Genomic DNA, 18,842 nt, shown 5'->3' with positions numbered 1-18,842 from the left:
CGGTCCCGCCGGCCCCGGTTGGCGGCCTGGGGGCGGAGACCGCCGGTCACATTACCGCAATCACGCCCGGTCACCAGGCCCGCGCCGGCACCGGACGGCGACCCTCGACCGGGAGTGTCGAGCCGGTAGCCGAGGGTCCACCGTCGTCGATCCCTCAGGCGGTGGAGCCGGGGGCGCGGCCCGCCGCGTCCCGGAACCGGACCGGCGGTCAGTCGCCGAGCAGGGCGGCCCGGACCTCGTGCCAGGTCTGCTCGTCGGAGGCGACCAGCAGGCCGGTGCCGTCGTCGGCCGGGTGGTAGTCGGTGCCGTCGAAGCGTCGGGCCACCCCACCCGCCTCGCGCACCAGCAGCGCACCGGGGAGATGGTCCCACGGCAGGGTCCGCCAGAACATCACGAACTGCTGGTCGCCGGTGAGCAGGTCGAGGTACTCCCGCCCGGCGCAGTGCTGGCCGGGCAGCAGCTCCCCGATCCGGCTGCGGCCGGCCGCCACCCGGTCCCGGGTGGCCCGGGGCAGGTACTGGACCATCGCGGTGCCGCGCAGCCGATCCGACGGCAGGACGGGGTTCTCGCGGACCGGCCGGCCGTCCAGGCGGGTGCCGGCCCCGGCGCGGGCCACGGCCATCGTCCCGGCCAGCGGGTCGAACACCCAGGACGCGGCCGGCTCACCGCCGGAGAGCAGGGCCACCATCAGGGCGAACGGTCGCCGTCCGGCGGCGAAGTTCCCCGTCCCGTCGATCGGGTCGACCACCCACACGTCGCCGTCGCCGCGCAGGTGACGCAGCAGCGACCCGTCCTCGGCCACCGCCTCCTCACCGACGACCAGGGAACCCGGCAGCAACCGGCGCAGCCCCGCCGAGATCCGCTCCTCGGCCCGCTGGTCGGCGACGGTGACCAGGTCGCCCGGTGCCTTCTCCGTGACGTCGGCGTCGTCCAGCTTGCGGAACAGCGGCAACACCACGCCCGCCGCGGTCTCCCGCAGCAGCGTGTCGACGTCGTCGAGCAGGTGGTCAGCCACGCGGCGGCAGCTTGACCACGCTGACGAAGAACTCGTCGATCTGCCGGACCACCGAGATGAAACGCTCGAAGTCCACCGGCTTGGTCACGTAGGCGTTGGCGTGCAGCTGGTAGCTGCGCAGGATGTCCTCGTCGGCCTGGGAGGTGGTCAGCACCACGACCGGGATACGGCGCAGCTCCTCGTCGTTCTTGATCTCCTCCAGCACCTCCCGGCCGTCCCGGCGGGGCAGGTTCAGGTCGAGCAGGATCAGGTCGGGGGTCACCGCGTCCGCGTACCGACCCTCGCGCCGCAGGTAGGCCAGCGCCTCGGCGCCGTCGGAGACGACCGTCAGCCGGTTGCGGAGCTTGTGCTCCTCGAACGCCTCCTGGGTCATCAGCACGTCGCCCGGGTCGTCCTCGACCAGCAGGACCTCGATCGGGCTCTTGCCGTCCGCCGGCGCGGTCATCCGACCCTCTCCTTCGTGCCACCCGTGGTGCCGTGCCCCGGCGGCCCGCCGGGTGGGTCCTCGTCCTGCGTGCCGTCCGGTTGCCGGCCGACAGGCGTCGGTCGGTCAGCCGGCTCGGCGTCCCCGGCCGGGCGGGACGCGTCGTCGGACGTCGTCGCCGTGCCGCCCCCGTCGGGCGCTGCCGGGACGTCCCCGTCGGATCCTGCCGGGACGTCTCCGTCGGGCCCTGCCGGGGCGTCCTCACCGGTCGCCGTCGCCGGGCCCGCCTCGGCGGCCGCCTTCGCCGCTTCGACGTCCTCCGGCCGGGCCGGGAGGGTGAACCGGATCGCGGTCCCCTCGGCCTGGTCGGTGTCGACCCAGACCCGACCGCCGTGGTACTCGACGATCTTCTTGACGATGGCCAGGCCGATGCCGGTGCCAGGGTAGGCGTCCTTGGCGTGCAGCCGCTGGAAGATCACGAAGATCTTGTCGGCGAACTCGGGCTCGATGCCGATGCCGTTGTCCGCGCAGGTGATCTCCCACTCGTCGCCGACCAGCCGGGCCGAGACCCGCACCTTCGGCGCGACGTCCGGCCGGCGGAACTTCACCGAGTTGCTGACCAGGTTGACCAGCAGGTTGGTGAGCAGCGGCTCCTCACCCCGGATCACCGGCAGCTCGCCCCAGGTCAGCTCGGCGTCGGCGTACTGGCGGCCCGGCTCGGTCTGGCTGGCCACGTCGGCCATCACCCGGTTCAGGTCGACGTCGACGAAGCCGGTGGTGAGCCGGCCGATCCGGGAGAACGCCAACAGGTCGTTGATCAGGCGCTGCATCCGCTGCGCGCCGTCCACCGCGAAGGCGATGTACTGGTCGGCCCGCTCGTCGAGCTGCCCCGCGTACCGACGCTGGAGCAGCTGGCAGAAGCTGGCCACCTTGCGCAGCGGCTCCTGGAGGTCGTGCGAGGCGACGTAGGCGAACTGCTCCAGGTCACGGTTGGAGCGGGTCAGCTCCTCGGCCTGCTTCTGCAACTGGCTGTTGACCCACTCGATGTTCTCCCGGGCGGCCCGCACCTCGGCCAGATCCTTGGCGATCTTCTGCCGCATCACGTCCACGTCGTCGGCGAGCCGGCGGAACTCCGGCGGCCCCGACCCGGCGATGTGGTGCTGGTAGTCACCGGCGGCGACCTCCCGCACCTGCTGGGCCAGGCCGGTCAGCGGCCGGATCACCATCCGCTCCAGGGAGAGCAGCATCAGGGTGCCGGCGAGGACGACCACCACCGCCGCGACGATCAGCAGCATCACCAGCATGTTGCCGGTCCGCTCGATGTCCCGGGCGCCCCGCTCCCGCTCGGCCAGGATCGCCGTCTGGAGGTCGCCCACCGACGTCCGGATCTCGTCGAACTGCTGCCGCGCCTGGGCGGTGATCAACGCCTGGCCGGCGGCCGTGCCGCTGCTGCCGGTCGTCGCGATCACCGGCTCGGCCACCGTCCGCCGCCAGTCCGCCGCCTGCTGCTGCGCCGTGCGCAGCGCATCCACGATCGCCGGGTAGTCACGGCCGAGGTCGGCGATCGTGGCGGCCACGTCACGCTCCTGCCGCACCCCCTGCTCGTACGGGGCCAGGTCGGCGCGGTTGCCGCTGACCGCGTACCCACGGACGCCCGTCTCCTGGTCGAGCAGCACGTTGAGCAGTTCCTGCCCCTGCACCCGCAGCGGGCCGGTCCGGGTGAGCAGCGTGTCGGTGTAGGCGCGGTTCTTCGCCGCCACCGCCGCCTCGGCCACGGCCAGCCCGACCAGCAGCACGCCCACCACGGCCAGCAGCGCCAGCACCCGGCGACGCAGGGTCCACCCCCGGCGGTACGTGTTCACCGGCCACCGCCCCGGGTGACCAGCAGCATGGCGACATCGTCGGCGAGCGGCCCGCCGTTGATCTGCTCGGCCCGACCGACCAGCCAGGCGGGCAGCTCGGCCAGCGGCACGGCGTGGTTGGCGCGCTCCTGGAGCAGGCCGGTCAGCCCGTCGACGTCCAACCGCTCGTCGCCGTCACCCACCCGCCCCTCGATCAGGCCGTCGGTGTACATCAACAGGGACCAGTCATCGGTGTCGAACTCCAGGTCGAACGCGACGGGACGGCGGGGTCGTACGCCGAGCAGCAGGCCACCCCGGGCCGGGACCGGCGCGACCTTGCCGCCGGACAGCAGCAGCGGCGGCGGGTGGCCGGCCAGCCGGACGGTGGCCCGGTTGGCGGCCAGGTCGAGCCGGGCGGTGGCGACGGTGGCGAAGATCTCCTGGAGCCGGCGCTCGCTCATCAGCACCTGCTCCAGCGCGGGCAGCACCTCGTCGTCGGGCACCCCGGCCAGGATCAACGCCCGCCAGGCCACCCGCAGCTCGACGCCGAGGGCGGCCTCGTCCACGCCGTGCCCGCAGACGTCGCCGACGATCAGGTCGACCCGGTCCGGCTGGGTCTGCACCACGTCGAAGAAGTCCCCGCCGATCAGCGCCGCGTGCCGGCCCGGCCGGTAGAAGGTGTGCACCGCCACCTCGTCGGTGCTCATCAGCGGCTGGGGCAGCAGGCCCCGTTCCAGTCGGGCCGACTCGGCCTGGCGCAGTTCGATCTCGCGCAGCCGGCGGGCGTTCTCGTCGGCCCGCTTGCGTTCCACCGCGTAACGCAGGGCGCGGGTCAGCAGCACCCCGTCCACCTGGCCCTTGACCAGGTAGTCCTGGGCGCCCTCGGCGACCGCGACGATGCCGAGGTGCTCGTCGGAGCGGCCGGTCAGCACGCAGACGGCCGCACCGCTGGACATCTCCAGCACCCGACGCAGCCCGTCGAGGCCCTGCGCGTCGGGCAGGCCCAGGTCGAGCAGGACGCAGTCGACCCCGGCGATGCGCTGCCGGGCCTCGCTGAGGCTGGTGGCGACCAGCAGGTCGATCATCGAGTTGGTCTCGGCGAGCAGCTCACCGACCAGGAAGGCGTCGCCCTCGTCGTCCTCGACCAGCAGCACCCGCAGCCGTTCACCCGGCGGCAGGTTGGGGTGCGGCCCCAGCCCGCCGTGCGGGTACGGCACGACGGAGGGCCCGGCCATGCCCGGCCCCCGGTGCGACCGGGTCACCGCCGCGAGACGCGGGAGTTCGCTGGTGATGTCGGGCTCCTTCCGAGTGCCCTGCTGATCCTGTATTAGACAACGGTCGCACACAACACGGTCCGCCCGGTCCGGGCGTTCCCGGGCAAGGCCGTCACCAGGTGAGCGTCCGCTCAGCGCCGCGCGTCACGGTTCGGTTCCGGTACGCCCCGGCCGCGCCCCGCCGGGGCAGGATGGTGCACCACCTCCGCACCACCTTCGAGGAGTTCCCGTGGGCGCACCCCCCGCCTCCGCCGCCGACCGGGCCCTGGCCCGCCCCCGGCGTCGTCCACCCGCCGCCCTGGCCGCCCTGCTGGCGCTGGTCGCGGTGGGCGCGGTCGTGCTGGTCACCCTGGCCACCCCGACGCCCCGGCCGGTCGACGCCCCGGCCGACGAGTTCAGCGCCGGGCGGGCGTACCGGACGGTGCAGACGGTGGCGCAGCGCCCCCATCCGGCCGGCAGCGCCGCCCACGACCAGGTCCGTGAGCACCTGGTCGGGGCGCTGCGCGGGCTGGGCCTGGAGACCGAGGTGCAGGACACCGTCGCCCCGGAGGCCGGGCAGCTCAGCGGGGCGGCCGGCGGGGCCACCTTCGCCCGGGTCCGCAACGTGGTGGCCCGGCTGCCCGGGACCGCCTCCACCGGCCGGGTCTTCCTGGTGGCGCACTACGACTCGGTGCAGACCGGCCCGGGCGGCAACGACGACGCGGCCGGCACCTCCACCGTGCTGGAGGTGGCCCGCGCGCTGGCCGCCGGCCCCCGGCCCCGCAACGACATCGTGTTCGTGCTGACCGACGCCGAGGAGGCGTGCCTGTGCGGGGCGGCGGCGTTCGCGGCGAGCCACCCGCTGGCCGCCGACGGCGGGGTGGTGCTCAACCTGGAGGCGCGGGGCTCCACCGGGCCGGTGATCATGTTCGAGACGTCCCGGAACAACGCCGAGCTGGTGGCCGCCTTCGGCCGGGGCGCCCCGCACCCGGTGGGCACCTCGTTCGCGGTGGAGATCTACCGGGCGCTGCCCAACGACACCGACTTCACCGCGTTCCTCGACAACGACTTCGTCGGGTTGAACGCGGCGTACATCGACGGGGGCGCGATCTACCACACCCCGCTGGACACCCCGGCGGCAATGGACCGGGGCAGCCTCCAGATGCACGGCGACAACGCGCTCGGGCTGGCCCGGGAGTTCGGCCGCGCCGACCTGACGGCGCTGCGCGCAGGTCACGACGCCACCTACTTCCCGGTGCCGGGCGGGCTGGTCCGCTATCCCGGCTGGCTGACCTGGCCGCTGGCCGCCCTGGCGGTGCTCGGGGTGCTGGCGCTGGGCTGGCTGGTCCGGCGCACCGGCCGGGCCGGGGCCGGTCGGCTGGCCGCCGGGTTCGGGCTGGCGCTGGTGCCGATCGTGGCCGCCCCGGTCGCCGCCCAACTGCTGTGGGCGGGGATCACCGCGCTGCGCCCCGGCTACGCCGAACTGCTCGACCCGTACCGGCCGGTCTGGTACCGGCTGGCGGTGGTGGCGCTCGCCGCCGCGATCCTGCTCGCCTGGTACGCGCTGACCCGCCGCCGGGTCGGCCCGGCGGCGCTGGCCGTCGGCGGGCTGGGCTGGCTGGCCCTGCTCGGGGTGGTGCTGGCGGCGCTGGTGCCCGGCGGGGCCTACCTGGCCACCCTGCCGGCGCTGGCCGGCGTGATCGCCGGCCTGGTGGCACTGCGTACCCGGATCGACGGCCCGTGGCCGGTGGTCGCGACGACCCTGGCCGGGGCGGTCGCCGTGGTGATCCTGCTGCCCACCGTGGTGCTGCTCTTCCCCGCGCTGGGGATGGCGATGGGCGGGGTGGCGGCGCTGTTCGCGGTACTGCTCGGCCTGGCCGCGCTGCCGCTGCTCGACCTGCTGCACCCGGCGGCCGGCGGCCAGCGGGGCATGGTCGCCGCCCGCGCCCGCCGGCTCGGCGCGCTGCCGGCCGTCGCCGCCGCGCTCGCCGCCACGGTGTTCGCCGGGGTCGGCCTGGCGGTCGACCGTTTCGACGCCGACCACCCCGTGCCCACCCACCTGATGTACGCCCTGGACGCCGACACCGGCACCGCCCGGTGGGTCAGCCGGGAGGCCGCCCCCCGGCCCTGGACCGACGGGTACGTCGACGGCCCCGCCTCGCTCGACGACTTCCCCGGACTGGGGGAGACGGACCTGCGTGGCGGCCCGGCCCCGGCGGCGAACCTGCCCGCGCCGACGGTGCGGGTGCTGGCGGACACCACCGCCGGTGGGCTGCGCACCCTGCGGCTGCGACTGCTTCCCCAGCGCACCGTCCGGCTGGCCACCCTGCATGTGGATGCGACCACCGCCGAGGTGACCCGGGCCGAGGTGGCCGGGCGTGAGGTGCCGGTCGGGCGGCAGCCGACCGTCGAGGAGGCGAAGGCCGACCGGTGGGGCTTCGGCATCGTGTTCCACGCCCCGCCTGCCGAGGGGGTCGAGATCACCCTGACCGTGCGGCCACGGGCGGGGCAGGTGGCGTTGCGGGCGATGGATGCCAGCGACGGGCTGGCGGGGCTGCCGGGGTTCCGGGAGCGGCCGGCGGGGGTGGGGGTGGTGGGGTCGCACACCTCGGAGATGTTGGCGGTCGCCCGCACGTATCCGCTCTGACGAGCGCCTGCCGCTATAGCACCACAGGCGGTACCATATGTCTGGAGCGTGGGAGGCCTTGTGATGCAGGACGTTCGCCCCGAGGTGAGTCACTACTCCTATCGCGTCACGTGGTCGGCCCAGGACAACGAGTTCGTCGCCACCTGCGCCGAGTTTCCCTCGCTGTCCTGGCTGGCACCCTCTCAGATCGAAGCCCTGCAAGGGCTTCAGGACCTGCTGAGCGAGGTGGTCGCGGACCTGGAGCAGCAGGGCGAGGAAGTACCCGAGCCGTTTGCCGATCGGAGCTACTCGGGCAAGTTCAACGTGCGCGTCGGTAAAAGCCTGCACCGCGAGTTGGCCATCCATGCCGCAGAAGACGGGATGAGCCTCAACCAGTACGTCGTACGGAAGCTGTCGGCAGCCTGAACACGGTGGGATGGCCCGGATAACCGGTCGCCCGGACCGGCGGGGCGGACTACGGTCCGCAGGATGCGGCTGGAGAAGGTCACCCCGGAGAACTACGAGGCGGCGCTCAAACTGTCGGTGCGCCCCGATCAGGAGGATCTGGTCGGGCCGGTGGTCAAGTCACTGGCCGAGGCGTACGTCTTCCCGGACATCGCCTGGCCGAGGTTGATCTTCGACGGCGACCGGCTGGTCGGCTTCCTGATGGCCTTCCTCGACTACGCGTGGGGCGACAACCCCGATGACGTCCGGTCCGGTCTATGGCGGCTCAACATCGCGGCCGACGCCCAGGGCAAGGGTTACGGGCGGTTCGCCGTCGAGGCGGTGTGCGCGGAGATCCGCGCCCGGGGCGGCAACCGGGCGTACGTCACCTGGGTTCCCCGGGAGGGCGGGGCGGAGGGCTTCTATCTGAAGCTGGGCTTCCGGCCGACGGGTGAGCAGAGCGACGGGGAGACGGTCGCCGTCCTGAACCTCTGACAATGAGGATGTAGGAGCGGGTCACCCGGCTGGGCTGACTCAACCCTCTGACGGATTCCAGCCGACACCGCCTCAGCTGGTTGTCCGGCTCCGGGGCAGTCCAGCGTTACCATGACCTCCATGACCGCCGCACACGCGTTCGAGTATGAGGTTCCGCCTCATGCCGGTCCGCCGTCCGAGGCCGTCGAGGCGGCTGAGGATGGCAACGTCGTCTACCTGACTCGTCAGGGGCAGCGGGTGGCGGCGATGGGGCCACCGACGGCGCTCGATCCGCAGGGTCTTGAGAAGATCAGACAGTATCTGGGAGCGGTGGCCAGAAACCCGAACCGGACACCCGCTCTGCGCGCCTCGGCTCGTGAGGAGCTTGCGCGGCTCGACGAGATCATGGAACAGGTGATCGACGAGGAGGACGCCCAGGCATGCGACGACGCACTGGCGTCGATGCGTGCTGGTGAGTCGACGCAGCCGTGGAGCGCGGTCAAGCGGGAGCTCGACCTGTGACATGGAAGCTCGAGCTCACCAATGCTGCGGCGCGCGAACTGGCCAAGCTCGATCGCCCCACCCAGGTCCGGATCGCTGCCGCGATCGATCAGCTGGCAGTTGACCCTCGGCCCGCCGGCTGCGTGAAGCTGTCCGGTGGCGATACCAAGTGGCGCATCCGGGTCGGCGATTTCGGATCGTCTACCTGATCCTGGATGACCAGGCTTTGATAGCAGTCGTGCGAATCGCCCACCGGAGAGAGGTATACCGGTCCTTCTAGGGCTGGCTACTTCCAGCGGAAGTGGACGAAGAGGCGGCCAAAGTTCTTGGAGTCCTTCTCGACCCGGTGGTAGAGCTGCTTGACGTCCTTCTGGTCGAGGAAGCGCAGCACCTTCTTCTTGAGCTGGCCGGACCCCTTACCCGGGATGATCTCGACCAGGGTGGCCTTCTTCGCCACCGCCTCGTCCATGATCCCGCGCAGGGCACGGTCGATGTCGTGACCCTTGTTGAAGATGTCGTGCAGGTCCAGCTTGAGCTTCATCCCGCCTCCCCCACCTGCGCAGCCGCCATGGCAGGCCCATCGTAGGCCGGCACGCGTCGGGACGAGGCTCAGGCTTCGTCAGGCAGGTTCGGCCGGTGCTCACGGATCCAGGCTTCGATGTCCTCGGTACGCCAGATCCGACCGGTGGCGAGCGACTCGTAGGGCTTCGGCCAGTCGGGGCGCTTCATCAACTGCTCGACGCGTTGCCTGCTCACGCCCAGCCTCATCCGAATCTCGTACGCGCCCATGAGATGCCGGCCCATGAACGGGAGGCTAGACACGTCCCCACTAGGGTGGGCCCTAGTTGGGCGAGACCCTACTAGGGCCTTGACTAGGGGGTAGCGTAGCGGCCACCCTGAGACGGTGAAACCGCTGAACGTTTCCCAGGTGCATGCCCGCCCAGGCGGGGCCGTACGGCCACACGTACCGATGCGGCCCCTCTGGTTGTGCCGGGTGTGCGCGGCTCCGTGGCCGTGTCAGCCCGCCCGGCTGCTGCTGATCCTCGAATACCGGCGGGACCGGGTGGGGCTGTCCGTCCACATGGCCGGGATGCTGTTCGACGCCACCGGCGACCTGGTCACCCTCAACCCGAACGCCGTACCCACCCCGGCGGAGCTGTTCGACCGTTTCCTGGCCTGGACCAGACGCGGAACCGGGCCGGGGGAAGGGTAAGAACCCCTCCCCCGGCCCGGTGTCGTCAGACGTCAGCGACCGTTGCCGACCCGGCTCTCCACCCGGCGCAGCGCGGTCACGTAGTCGTCGTTGGTCGAGTGCATGGCCGCCGCGATGCGCAGGTGCCGCAGCGCGTCCGGGTAGCGGTTGAGCCGCTCCAGCGTCCGGCCCAGCACGTGGTGGGCGTAGTGGTCGCTGGGGTCCCGGTCGACCAGCTCCCGCAGCTGCTCCTCGGCGCGGCCGAGCTGGGCGGTCTGGAAGTACGCCCGGGCCAGCAGCTGACGTACGGAGGAGTTGCCGGGCTCGGCCGCCACGATCGGCTCCAGCAGCCGGACCGCTCCGCTCGGGTCACCCATCTCGAAGTACATGGTCGCCCGTCGGTACTCCGCCAGAAGATCCATCCCGACCCACCCCCTCGCGTCACGTCGCCATTGCTCCGACGCTGGCACAACACCGGGCGTACCGCGAGTGTTCCTGGGGGTCGACTTGTGGCTCAGGAGGCCGGCTCGTCCCGTTCGCCGGTCAACTGCCAGGCCCGGACACCGCCGACGATTCCGGCCGTGTTGGGCACGATCACCACGTCGTCGCCCATCCGGGCCACCTGTTCGGGGCGGATCAGCCGCGAGTTGCCGCCGCCGAGATAGAGCCGGTCCCAGCGGAACACCGGCCGCAGCCCGTCCACCACCTGCCGGATCCGCCGGGACCAGAAGGCGTCGCCGAGCCGCCGCCGCTCCGGCTCCCCGACGTACGTGTCGTAGGTGGTGCCCCAGCGGACCGGGGCGTGCGACAGCTCCAGGTGCGGGGCGAGCCGCCCACCGTCGAACAGCGCGCTGCCCAGCCCGGTGCCGAGGGTCAGCACCAGTTCACAGCCGGTCCCGGCGACCACCCCGGCACCGTGCACCTCGGCGTCGTTGAGCACCAGCGCGGGAATCCCGAACGCCTCGGTGACCGCCCGCCGCGCGTCGTACCCGGACCATGCGGCGAGCAGGTCCGGGTCGACCCGGCTACGCGGCCCGGACCGGGTCACGTAGTGCGGCGTGGCCACCACCACCCCGTGCCGGATCATGCCCGGCATCCCCACCGTGACCCGGTCCGCCGGGGGCAGCCGGCCGGCCAACTCCAGCAGCGTCTTGACGAACAGCTCGGGCGGCAACGGGTACGGGGTGTCGACCCGGATCACCGGTGCCCGCAGGGTGCCGTCCCCGTCCAGCACCGAGCCCTTGATGCCGCCGCCCCCGCAGTCAACCGCGAACGTCAATCCCACACCCCCACCTTGCCCCACCCGCCACCGTTCCTCCCGCCCCTCCCTCATCTTTCGCCGACCGGGCCGGCAGCCCGACCGCCGACCCACCCGCCGGCCGGAAGACCTGACGGAGGTGGTGACGGGCGACAGTGACCGACGGATGCGGCCGGAGCGCAGGATCGTGGAGAGTTCTTGTCGCCATAGCCGCAAGAACTCTCCACGATCTGGCGCACGGACCCCGGTCCCCGCACCGGGCACCCCACCCGGGCGGCCCCGGACCGGTCACCGAGGCCGCAGTGGTCCGGCAGCCGTGGCGGCAGGGCCGACCACCGGGGCCGGCGGCCGGACGGCGGCGGTAGGCCAGCCACCGAGGTCGGTCACCGGGCCCGCCGTGGCCGGCAGCCGGGGCCGGGCCGCGCGGTGTCCCCGCCCCGGACCGACGGACGCTAGGCTCGGGACCTCATGAGCGCCACGATGATCGCCAAGGGACTCGCCGCCGGGCACGGGGAGCGGGTGCTCTTCAGTGACCTCGACCTGGTGGTCGCCCCCGGTGACGTGGTGGGGCTGGTCGGGGTCAACGGGGCCGGCAAGTCGACGCTGCTGCGCACGCTGGCCGGGGTGCAGCCGGTAGAGGAGGGCGGTGTCACGCTGAGCCCGCCGGGAGCCTCGGTGGGCTACCTGCCGCAGGAGACGGAACGGCGGACGGGCGAGACGGTCCGCGACTTCCTGGCCCGGCGGACCGGCGTCACCGGGGCACAGGCCGCCCTGGAGGCGGCCACCGGGGCGCTCACCGCGGGCACGGCCGGTGCCGACGACGCGTACGCCGGGGCGTTGGAGCGGTGGCTCGACCTCGGCGGGGCGGATCTGGACGAACGCGCCGAGCAGGTCGCCGCCGAGTTGGGGCTCACCGTCGACCTGGACCACCCGATGACCGGCCTGTCCGGTGGCCAGGCGGCCCGCGCCGGGCTGGCGTCCCTGCTGCTCAGCCGGTACGACGTCTTCCTGCTCGACGAACCCACCAACGACCTGGACCTGGCCGGCCTGGACCGGCTGGAGCGGTTCGTCACCGGGCTGCGCGCCGGCACGGTGCTGGTCAGCCACGACCGGGAGTTCCTGACCCGGACGGTGACCCGGGTGCTCGAACTCGACCTGGCGCAGCAGCAGGTCCGGCACTACGGCGGCGGCTACGGCGCCTACCTGGAGGAGCGGGAGGTGGCCCGCCGGCACGCCCGCGCCGACTTCGAGGAGTACGCCGAAACCCGGGCCGCGTTGGAGGCCCGCGCCCGCACCCAGCGGGCCTGGATGGAGAAGGGCGTGAAGAACGCCCGCCGCAAGGCCACCGACAACGACAAGATCGGCCGGAAGTTCCGGACCGAGGCCACGGAGAAGCAGGCGGCCAAGGCGAAGCAGACCGAACGGCTGATCGAACGCCTCGACGTGGTCGAGGAGCCCCGCAAGGAGTGGGAGCTGCGGATGGAGATCGCCGCCGCGCCCCGGGCCGGTGCGGTGGTGGCCTCGCTGCGCGACGCGGTGGTCCGCCGGGGCGACTTCACCCTCGGGCCGGTGAACCTCCAGATCGACTGGGCCGACCGGGTGGCGATCACCGGGGCGAACGGCTCCGGCAAGACCACCCTGCTCGGCGCGCTGCTGGGCCGGTTGCCGCTCGACGCCGGGCACGCCGCGCTCGGCCCGGGGGTGGTGGTCGGCGAGGTCGACCAGGCCCGGGGGCTGTTCCTCGGCGACCAGCCGCTGCTGGAGGCGTTCGGGGCCGCCGTACCGGACATGGCACCGGCCGACGCGCGGACGCTGCTGGCCAAGTTCGGCCTGCGCGCCGCGCACGTGCTGCGGCCGGCGGCGACGCTGTCGCCGGGCGAACGGACCCGGGCGGCGCTGGCGCTGCTCCAGGGCCGGGGGGTCAACCTGCTGGTGCTGGACGAGCCGACCAACCACCTCGACCTGCCGGCCATCGAGCAGTTGGAGTCGGCGTTGGCCGGCTATCCGGGGACGCTGCTGCTGGTCACCCACGACCGGCGGATGCTGGAGGCGGTCAGCGTCGACAGGCGGCTGCGGGTCGCCGACGGGCGGATCGCCGAGGACTGATCGGCGTCACCCGCCGACCGCCGGGTGACAATGGGGTCATGCTCAGATGGGAGTACGCGCTGCTGGTGCGCCGTCGCCAGCCGACCGCCTCCGACCTCAGCTGGGAGGTCGTCTTCGTCTGGTACGGCCCGGACGGCTCGATGACCGACGTCACCGCCTACGGCGACACCGCGCTGGCCCACCTGAACCGGGCCGGTGACCAGGGCTGGGAACTCGTCGGGATGAGCGAGGACCCGTCCCTGGAGGGCCACAACGAGCTGCACCGCTACCACCTCAAGCGGCCGAAGGCGGCAGGTGCGCCCCGGCAGCGCATCCGGGCCGTCGGCCGGCCCACCCGACGTGCCGGCGGCTGACCCGGGTGCCGGCGGCTGACCCGGTCGGCGGTGACGGCTGACCCGGGCGGCGCTGGCGAAACAGATCGGGTGGTGTGCCGGGCCGGGAAGCGGGTAACGGCCGGCGGGAGGTGGCCATGGTCGCGCTGGCGCAGGCACCGCCCTCGGCCGAACGGCTGCGGGCGCTCGACGGGTTCCTCGAAGCGGCCTGGGCCGAGCAGGCCCACCACGACGAGCGGTTACGCGGGCTCGGCATCGAGGTGCGGTTCGACCGGGGGGTCGCCCACCTGAGCGGGGAGGTGCCGGGACCGGAGCAGTTGCGGCTGGTCCGCGAGCTGGTCGGCCGGCTGGCCGGGGTGTACGGCGTGTGGGGGCGGGTGCGGGTCGACGGCCGGGACCCGGTGGTGGTGGACCTGGGCTGCGGCGGACAGAAGCAGTACCCGACGAACCTCGGGTTGGACATCTTCCCGGCCGCCGGGGTGGACGCGGTGGCGGACCTGTCCGGGTCGCTGCCGCTGGCCGACGACTCCGTCGACGTGATCTTCACCGTGCACATCCTGGAGCACCTGATCGACTTCCTGCCGCTGCTGGACGAGTGCCACCGGGTGTTGCGGCCGGGTGGCGTGCTGCACGTGATGAGCCCCTGGTGGGGGCATGTCAACGCGGTGGCCGACCCGACCCACGTCCGGCTGCTGGACGTACAGACGATCAAGGGGGTGTGCGGTCAGCGCCCGCCGGGGACCCCGCGCTGGTATCCGCTGCACGCCGGCTGCGACGGCGCGTCGATCTTCGCCGACCTGACCCCGCTGCCCGCCGACGCGCCGCCGGTGTCCCCGGCCCACCTGGCCCGTTTCTTCGACTGACCGAACCGGACCCCGACGGCAGCGGCGAAACGGCAGCCGCCGGGGCCGGTAGCGCGGGCGGACGACGGCGTCAGGCGGTGCTCTCCCGCAAGGACAGCCGGTGCGGGGCGGTGACCTCCCGGGCGGGCGCGTCCCGCTCACCTGCCAGCCGGCCGGCGAGCAGGTCGACGGCGAGCCGGGCGATCCGTTCCTTGTCCGGGCTGACCGTGGTCAGGGTGGGGACGCTGAACCGACCGTCCTCGATGTCGTCGAAGCCGGCGACGGCGACGTCGGCGGGGACCCGCAGGCCGGCCTCGTGCAGGGCGCGCAGCGCGCCGAGGGCGAGGGTGTCGCTGAAGCAGAAGACCGCGTCCGGGCGGACGCCGGAGGCGAGCAGGTGGCGCACGGCAGCGGCCCCGTCGGCGCGGTGCCAGGCCGGTGTGTCGGCGACGAGGCGTTCGTCGTACCGGATGCGGGCCTGCCCCAGGGCGGCGGTGTAGCCGGCCAGCCGGAGGCGGGCACCGGCACCCCCGGGGGTGTGTTGCGCGCCGACGGCGGCGATCCGGCGGCGGCCGAGACCGATCAGGTGGGCGGTCATCTCCCGGGCGGCGGTCACGTTGTCGATCATCACGTGGTCGGCCCGGCCGTGGTCCGTCCGCTCGCCGAGCAGCACCATCGGCAGTTCCAGCCCGACGAGGTCGTCGGCCGGAAGCGACAGCGGACTGAAGATCAATCCGTCGATCATGTGGTCACCGATGCCGGCGGCGGCCACCCGTTCCCGTTCCCGGCCACCGCCGGTCTGGTCGATGAGCACGGTCCAGCCGTGGCCGGCGGCGGCGGTGACCACGTGCCGCGCCAGCTCGGCGAAGTAGGGCACGTCCAGCTCCGGCACGGCGAGGGCGATCACGCCCGTACGCCCCTTGCGCAGGTTGCGGGCCGACAGGTTGGGTCGGTAGCGGAGTTCGGCGATGGCGGCCTCAACCCGGGCCCGGGTGTCCGGGCGGACGTGCTGGTAGCCGTTGACCACGTTCGACACGGTCTTGACCGACACCCCGGCCCGCTCGGCGACGTCCTTGAGGCGGTGGCGCACGTGCCCGTTCCCTCCCGTGTCGGTGGCCCGCGACAGATCCTTTACAACGTTGGCGACAACGGTATACAAACGCGGGGCGGTGCATCGACCGCAGTCGCTCCGACCAGCTCAGGGAAGAGGTGGGCCCGTGCGTGCAGCGCGGATGACGATCGACCCGGCCTTCACGATCGGCCCGGTGGACCGCCGGCTCTTCGGTTCCTTCGTGGAACACCTGGGCCGCTGCGTCTACGGCGGCATCCACGAGCCGGGGCACCCGAGGGCCGACCCGCTCGGCCTGCGCCGCGACGTGCTGGAGCTGACCCGGGAACTGGGCGTCACCGTGGTCCGCTACCCCGGCGGCAACTTCGTCTCCGGCTACCGCTGGGAGGACGGCGTCGGCCCGGTCACCGACCGCCCCCGCCGGCTCGACCTGGCCTGGAAGACCATCGAGACCAACGCCTTCGGCCTCGACGAGTTCATGGCCTGGGCCACCGCCGCGCAGGTCGAGCCGATGATGGCGGTCAACCTCGGCACCCGGGGTGTGCAGGAGGCGTGTGACCTGCTGGAGTACACCAACCACCCGGGCGGCACCCGGCTGTCCGACCTGCGCCGCGCACACGGCGCGCAGCAGCCCTACGGGGTGCGGCTGTGGTGCCTCGGCAACGAACTGGACGGCCCCTGGCAGGTCGGCCACAAGACCGCGCAGGAGTACGGCCGGCTCGCCGCCGAGACCGCGCGGGCGATGAAGCTGATCGACCCCTCGATCAGCCTGGTCGCCTGCGGCAGTTCCGGCCGGGGCATGCCCACCTTCGCCTCCTGGGAGGCGACCGTGCTGGAACACACCTACGAGCAGGTCGACTACGTCTCGGCGCACACCTACTACGACCCGACCGACGGCGACCGGGACAGCCTGCTCGCCTCGGCCGTCGACATGGACCAGTTCATCGACGAGGTCGTCGCCACCGCCGATCACGTGGCCGCCCGGCTGCGGCAGACCCGCAAGCTGAAGATCTCCTTCGACGAGTGGAACGTCTGGTACCAGTCCCGCGTCCAGGGCGACCTGGACGGGCGCGGTTGGGTCGAGGCACCGGAGCTGCTCGAAGACGACTACACGGCCGTCGACGCGGTGGTGGTCGGTGACCTGCTGATCACCCTGCTCCGGCACGCCGACCGGGTCGGCGTGGCCTGCCAGGCGCAGCTCGCCAACGTGATCGCCCCGATCCGTACCCGCACCGGCGGGCCGGCCTGGCGGCAGAGCATCTTCCACCCGTTCGCCCTGACCGCCCGGTACGCCACCGGCACCGTGCTGCGCACCGAGCCGGTCGCGCCGCACTACACCACGAAACGGTACGGCGACGTGCCGGTGCTGGACACCGTCGCGCTGCACGACGAGGAGTCCGGCGCGCTGACCGTGTTCGCGGTCAACCGGGGCACCGACGACCTCCCGTTGGAGATCGACCTGCGGGGCCTGTCGGGGCTGCACCCGGTGCGGCACCTCGCCCTCGTCGCCGGGGACGACCCGGATGCGGTCAACACCGAGGCCGAGCCGGACCGGGTGGCCCCCCGGGAGCTGTCCACCGGCACCGTCGACGGCGACCGTTGCACCGTACGCCTGCCGGGGATCTCCTGGAACCTGCTGCGCTTCGCGCCGCACCCCTGACCCCGCCGGGTCCGGCGACGGCGGGGCGGGTGCCGGCCGGTGGTCCCGGCCGGCACCCGCCGGGCGGTCAGGCGGAGGCGGGTTCCTTGGCGTGCTCCTCGGCCTCCCGGACGGCCAGCCGGTTGTGCCGGTAGCCGTAGCAGAAGTAGACGACGCCGCCGAGCGCCATCCAGATCAGGAACCTGATCCAGGTCTCGACCGACAGGTTGAGCGTCAGGTACAGGCAGGCCAGCGCGGTGAAGATCGGCAGCACCGGGGAGAACGGCACCCGGAACGGCCGCTCCAGGTCGGGGCGCTTGCGGCGCAGGATCGGCACCGCGATCGAGACGATCATGAAGGCGCAGAGCGCGCCGATGCTGACCAGGTCGGCCAGGGCCGACAGCGGCAGGAACCCGGCGAGCACCGCCACCACGACCGTCATCACCGCCGAGATCCGGTACGGGGTCCCCCAGCGCGGGTGGATCTTCGCCACGGCGGGCGGGAGCAGGCCGTCCCGGGAGATGGCGAAGCCGATCCGGCCCATGGCCACCAGGTCGACCAGGATCACGCTGGTCAGGCCGGCGACGGCGGCGATGGAGACGAGCACCCCGGCCCAACCCGCGCCGACCGCGTTGAAGGCCGCCGCGATCGGGGCACCCCGGTCGATCTCGGTGTACGGCACCATGCCGACCACGACCAGCGAGACGCCGATGTAGAGCGCGGTGGAGATCAGCAGGGTCCCGAACAGACCCAGGGTCAGGTCCCGCTTGGGCCGCCGGGTCTCCTCACCCAGGTTCGCCACCGCCTCGAAGCCGGTGTACGCGAAGAAGACCACGGCGGCGGCGGTGAGCACCCCGACGAAACCGAAGACTGAGGGTTCCAGCCCGAACAGCGCCTGGGTGACCGGCTGCTTGATCCCGTCGTCGCCGGCACCGGCCGGCTCGGCAGGCGGGATGAACGGGGTGAGGTTGGCCGCCTTGACGAAGAACAGCCCGGCGACCACGACGAAGACGCAGACGCCGACCTTCACCAGGACCAGCAGGTTGGTGATCCGGGCCGACTCGCGGATGCCGACGATGGCGACCACGCCGAGCAGCAGCACGATGCCGATCGCCCCGAGGTTGACCACGCTGCCCTCCTCGGCGAACCAGGTGCTCGGCAGGCCGAACAGTTCGGCGAGGTAACCGGACCAGCCCCGGGCCACCACCGCCGCACCGAGCGCGAACTCCAGCAGCAGGTCCCATCCGATGATCCACGCGACGATCTCGCCCATCGTGGCGTACGCGTAGGTGTAGGCGCTGCCGGCGGTCGGCACACTGGACGCCAGTTCGGCGTAGCAGAGGGCGGCGAGCAGGGCGACCGCCCCGGCGATGGCGAACGAGATCACCACACCCGGCCCGGCGCTGTCGCGCGCCTCGATGCCGGTGAGGGTGAAGATGCCGGTGCCGATCACGATGCCGATGCCGAAGCCGGTGAGGTCGCGGGCCCCGAGTCGTCGTTTCAGACCGGGGGTGCCGTCACTGCCGTCGGCGTTGCCCTGGGCAACCACGTCCCTGATCGGTTTGGTTCGCAGCACGGACACTGCGCTCACCCCTCCCACCACCGCGACCGCCCTGCTGACAGCCGGTGCCGGGCGTTGCTACCCACCCCGACCCCGCCCCAATCACCACGCCCCCATCCACACCCGGTTTCCCACCAACCACTTTCGGTCACCCCCACCCGCGTCCCACCCCTTGCACCAGAACCCCAAGTATGAAAATTTCCTCCCATCCCCCCACCCACCCCGCCACTTCCCTCCACCCTTCCCTCCCCCTCTCCCCTCCCCC

Annotated in this window: 20 protein-coding genes and 1 pseudogene; 11 read left to right on the top strand and 10 right to left on the bottom strand. The window is 72.7% G+C overall.

Going from position 1 to position 18,842, the window contains the following annotated elements; all coding sequences use genetic code 11:
• Positions 1–208: 208 nt before the first annotated feature.
• Genes ACN267_RS28100 through ACN267_RS28085 form a run of 4 tightly spaced genes read right to left on the bottom strand, consistent with a single transcriptional unit; the run spans position 209 to position 4,515 of the window.
• Positions 209–1,015, bottom strand: a complete 807-nt coding sequence (locus ACN267_RS28100) for an inositol monophosphatase family protein (protein ID WP_421490019.1) — start codon at positions 1,013–1,015, stop codon at positions 209–211.
• A complete protein-coding gene (locus ACN267_RS28095; RefSeq protein WP_088644726.1) occupies positions 1,008–1,460 on the bottom strand; it encodes a response regulator in 453 nt (150 codons plus the stop codon). The genes ACN267_RS28100 and ACN267_RS28095 overlap by 8 nt, the downstream gene beginning before the upstream one ends.
• On the bottom strand, positions 1,457–3,301 hold the full coding sequence (locus tag ACN267_RS28090; protein ID WP_421490018.1) for a sensor histidine kinase: 1,845 nt from the start codon (positions 3,299–3,301) through the stop codon (positions 1,457–1,459). The genes ACN267_RS28095 and ACN267_RS28090 overlap by 4 nt, the downstream gene beginning before the upstream one ends.
• Positions 3,298–4,515 carry a PP2C family protein-serine/threonine phosphatase gene (locus ACN267_RS28085; RefSeq protein ID WP_281902627.1) on the bottom strand — a complete coding sequence of 406 codons (1,218 nt, stop codon included), beginning with the start codon at positions 4,513–4,515 and terminating at the stop codon, positions 3,298–3,300. Before ACN267_RS28085 ends, ACN267_RS28090 begins: the two co-directional genes overlap by 4 nt.
• Before the next feature lie 268 nt (positions 4,516–4,783).
• Between ACN267_RS28085 and ACN267_RS28080 the strand changes: the two genes are divergently transcribed.
• The 6 genes from ACN267_RS28080 (at position 4,784) to ACN267_RS28055 (ending at position 8,858) form a co-directional block, all read left to right on the top strand.
• Positions 4,784–7,180 carry a M28 family peptidase gene (locus ACN267_RS28080; protein ID WP_421490017.1) on the top strand — a complete coding sequence of 799 codons (2,397 nt, stop codon included), beginning with the start codon at positions 4,784–4,786 and terminating at the stop codon, positions 7,178–7,180.
• Positions 7,181–7,243: 63 nt separating this feature from the next.
• A complete protein-coding gene (locus ACN267_RS28075) occupies positions 7,244–7,585 on the top strand; it encodes a type II toxin-antitoxin system HicB family antitoxin (protein WP_421490016.1) in 342 nt (113 codons plus the stop codon).
• A 63-nt stretch (positions 7,586–7,648) separates the two neighbouring features.
• Entirely contained in the window at positions 7,649–8,098 is a 450-nt protein-coding gene (locus ACN267_RS28070) for a GNAT family N-acetyltransferase (protein WP_281902621.1), read from the top strand.
• Positions 8,099–8,218: 120 nt separating this feature from the next.
• Positions 8,219–8,599 carry a hypothetical protein gene (locus ACN267_RS28065; protein WP_281902619.1) on the top strand — a complete coding sequence of 127 codons (381 nt, stop codon included), beginning with the start codon at positions 8,219–8,221 and terminating at the stop codon, positions 8,597–8,599.
• A complete protein-coding gene (locus ACN267_RS28060; RefSeq protein ID WP_204958237.1) occupies positions 8,596–8,787 on the top strand; it encodes a type II toxin-antitoxin system RelE family toxin in 192 nt (63 codons plus the stop codon). The genes ACN267_RS28065 and ACN267_RS28060 overlap by 4 nt, the downstream gene beginning before the upstream one ends.
• Positions 8,748–8,858 carry a type II toxin-antitoxin system RelE family toxin gene (locus ACN267_RS28055; RefSeq protein ID WP_204957631.1) on the top strand — a complete coding sequence of 37 codons (111 nt, stop codon included), beginning with the start codon at positions 8,748–8,750 and terminating at the stop codon, positions 8,856–8,858. The genes ACN267_RS28060 and ACN267_RS28055 overlap by 40 nt, the downstream gene beginning before the upstream one ends.
• Positions 8,859–8,864: 6 nt before the next feature.
• Here the strand turns inward: ACN267_RS28055 and ACN267_RS28050 are convergent, their stop codons facing one another.
• Complete coding sequence (locus ACN267_RS28050) at positions 8,865–9,119, bottom strand: Smr/MutS family protein (RefSeq protein ID WP_067315484.1); 255 nt, start codon at positions 9,117–9,119, stop codon at positions 8,865–8,867.
• A 68-nt stretch (positions 9,120–9,187) separates the two neighbouring features.
• Positions 9,188–9,382: a helix-turn-helix transcriptional regulator gene (locus tag ACN267_RS28045; RefSeq protein ID WP_067315487.1), complete on the bottom strand. Its 195-nt coding sequence runs from the start codon at positions 9,380–9,382 to the stop codon at positions 9,188–9,190.
• A gap of 190 nt (positions 9,383–9,572) precedes the next feature.
• Here ACN267_RS28045 and ACN267_RS28040 point away from each other — a divergent pair, with 190 nt between their 5' ends.
• Positions 9,573–9,791, top strand: a complete 219-nt coding sequence (locus ACN267_RS28040; RefSeq protein ID WP_421490015.1) for a hypothetical protein — start codon at positions 9,573–9,575, stop codon at positions 9,789–9,791.
• A gap of 32 nt (positions 9,792–9,823) precedes the next feature.
• On the opposite strand, the gene ACN267_RS28035 is transcribed toward ACN267_RS28040, so the two are convergent.
• Together ACN267_RS28035 and ACN267_RS28030 are read right to left on the bottom strand one after the other, a co-directional pair.
• Positions 9,824–10,192, bottom strand: a complete 369-nt coding sequence (locus ACN267_RS28035) for a tetratricopeptide repeat protein (protein ID WP_088644718.1) — start codon at positions 10,190–10,192, stop codon at positions 9,824–9,826.
• Between the two features lie 92 nt (positions 10,193–10,284).
• Positions 10,285–11,055, bottom strand: coding sequence for an ROK family protein (locus tag ACN267_RS28030; RefSeq protein ID WP_204957628.1), 771 nt, complete (start codon positions 11,053–11,055; stop codon positions 10,285–10,287).
• 441 nt (positions 11,056–11,496) lie between these two features.
• On the opposite strand from ACN267_RS28030, the gene ACN267_RS28025 reads away from it, so the two are divergent.
• The 3 genes and pseudogenes from ACN267_RS28025 to ACN267_RS28015 all read left to right on the top strand — a co-directional run bounded on the left by ACN267_RS28025 (position 11,497) and on the right by ACN267_RS28015 (position 14,329).
• Positions 11,497–13,134 carry an ABC-F family ATP-binding cassette domain-containing protein gene (locus ACN267_RS28025; RefSeq protein ID WP_421490014.1) on the top strand — a complete coding sequence of 546 codons (1,638 nt, stop codon included), beginning with the start codon at positions 11,497–11,499 and terminating at the stop codon, positions 13,132–13,134.
• A 38-nt stretch (positions 13,135–13,172) separates the two neighbouring features.
• A pseudogene (locus ACN267_RS28020) lies at positions 13,173–13,418 on the top strand (hypothetical protein); the annotation flags it as partial.
• Between the two features lie 185 nt (positions 13,419–13,603).
• Positions 13,604–14,329 (top strand): methyltransferase domain-containing protein, encoded by a 726-nt coding sequence (locus ACN267_RS28015; RefSeq protein ID WP_204957626.1) that lies wholly within the window; start codon positions 13,604–13,606, stop codon positions 14,327–14,329.
• A gap of 70 nt (positions 14,330–14,399) precedes the next feature.
• Here ACN267_RS28015 and ACN267_RS28010 read toward each other — a convergent pair whose 3' ends face one another.
• Complete coding sequence (locus ACN267_RS28010; RefSeq protein WP_421490013.1) at positions 14,400–15,398, bottom strand: LacI family DNA-binding transcriptional regulator; 999 nt, start codon at positions 15,396–15,398, stop codon at positions 14,400–14,402.
• 127 nt (positions 15,399–15,525) lie between these two features.
• Here ACN267_RS28010 and ACN267_RS28005 point away from each other — a divergent pair, with 127 nt between their 5' ends.
• Entirely contained in the window at positions 15,526–17,037 is a 1,512-nt protein-coding gene (locus ACN267_RS28005) for an alpha-N-arabinofuranosidase (RefSeq protein ID WP_281902610.1), read from the top strand.
• 67 nt (positions 17,038–17,104) lie between these two features.
• Here ACN267_RS28005 and ACN267_RS28000 read toward each other — a convergent pair whose 3' ends face one another.
• Entirely contained in the window at positions 17,105–18,607 is a 1,503-nt protein-coding gene (locus tag ACN267_RS28000; RefSeq protein WP_281902608.1) for an amino acid permease, read from the bottom strand.
• Positions 18,608–18,842 lie beyond the last annotated feature (235 nt).

The sequence above is a fragment of the Micromonospora sp. WMMD734 genome (assembly GCF_049178975.1).
Classification (GTDB): Bacteria; Actinomycetota; Actinomycetes; order Mycobacteriales; family Micromonosporaceae; genus Micromonospora; species Micromonospora wenchangensis.
This window is presented reverse-complemented; position numbering and strand designations above follow the sequence as displayed.

What these genes read in the sequence shown, in the direction of transcription:
- ACN267_RS28095 (WP_088644726.1), bottom strand. Translation starts at nt 1,460, where the DNA reads ATGACCGCGCCGGCGGACGGCAAGAGCCCGATCGAGGTCCTGCTGGTC.
- ACN267_RS28085 (WP_281902627.1), bottom strand. Translation starts at nt 4,515, where the DNA reads ATGGCCGGGCCCTCCGTCGTGCCGTACCCGCACGGCGGGCTGGGGCCG.
- ACN267_RS28075 (WP_421490016.1), top strand. Translation starts at nt 7,244, where the DNA reads ATGCAGGACGTTCGCCCCGAGGTGAGTCACTACTCCTATCGCGTCACG.
- ACN267_RS28070 (WP_281902621.1), top strand. Translation starts at nt 7,649, where the DNA reads ATGCGGCTGGAGAAGGTCACCCCGGAGAACTACGAGGCGGCGCTCAAA.
- ACN267_RS28065 (WP_281902619.1), top strand. Translation starts at nt 8,219, where the DNA reads ATGACCGCCGCACACGCGTTCGAGTATGAGGTTCCGCCTCATGCCGGT.
- ACN267_RS28050 (WP_067315484.1), bottom strand. Translation starts at nt 9,119, where the DNA reads ATGAAGCTCAAGCTGGACCTGCACGACATCTTCAACAAGGGTCACGAC.
- ACN267_RS28045 (WP_067315487.1), bottom strand. Translation starts at nt 9,382, where the DNA reads ATGGGCCGGCATCTCATGGGCGCGTACGAGATTCGGATGAGGCTGGGC.
- ACN267_RS28035 (WP_088644718.1), bottom strand. Translation starts at nt 10,192, where the DNA reads ATGGATCTTCTGGCGGAGTACCGACGGGCGACCATGTACTTCGAGATG.
- ACN267_RS28025 (WP_421490014.1), top strand. Translation starts at nt 11,497, where the DNA reads ATGAGCGCCACGATGATCGCCAAGGGACTCGCCGCCGGGCACGGGGAG.
- ACN267_RS28015 (WP_204957626.1), top strand. Translation starts at nt 13,604, where the DNA reads ATGGTCGCGCTGGCGCAGGCACCGCCCTCGGCCGAACGGCTGCGGGCG.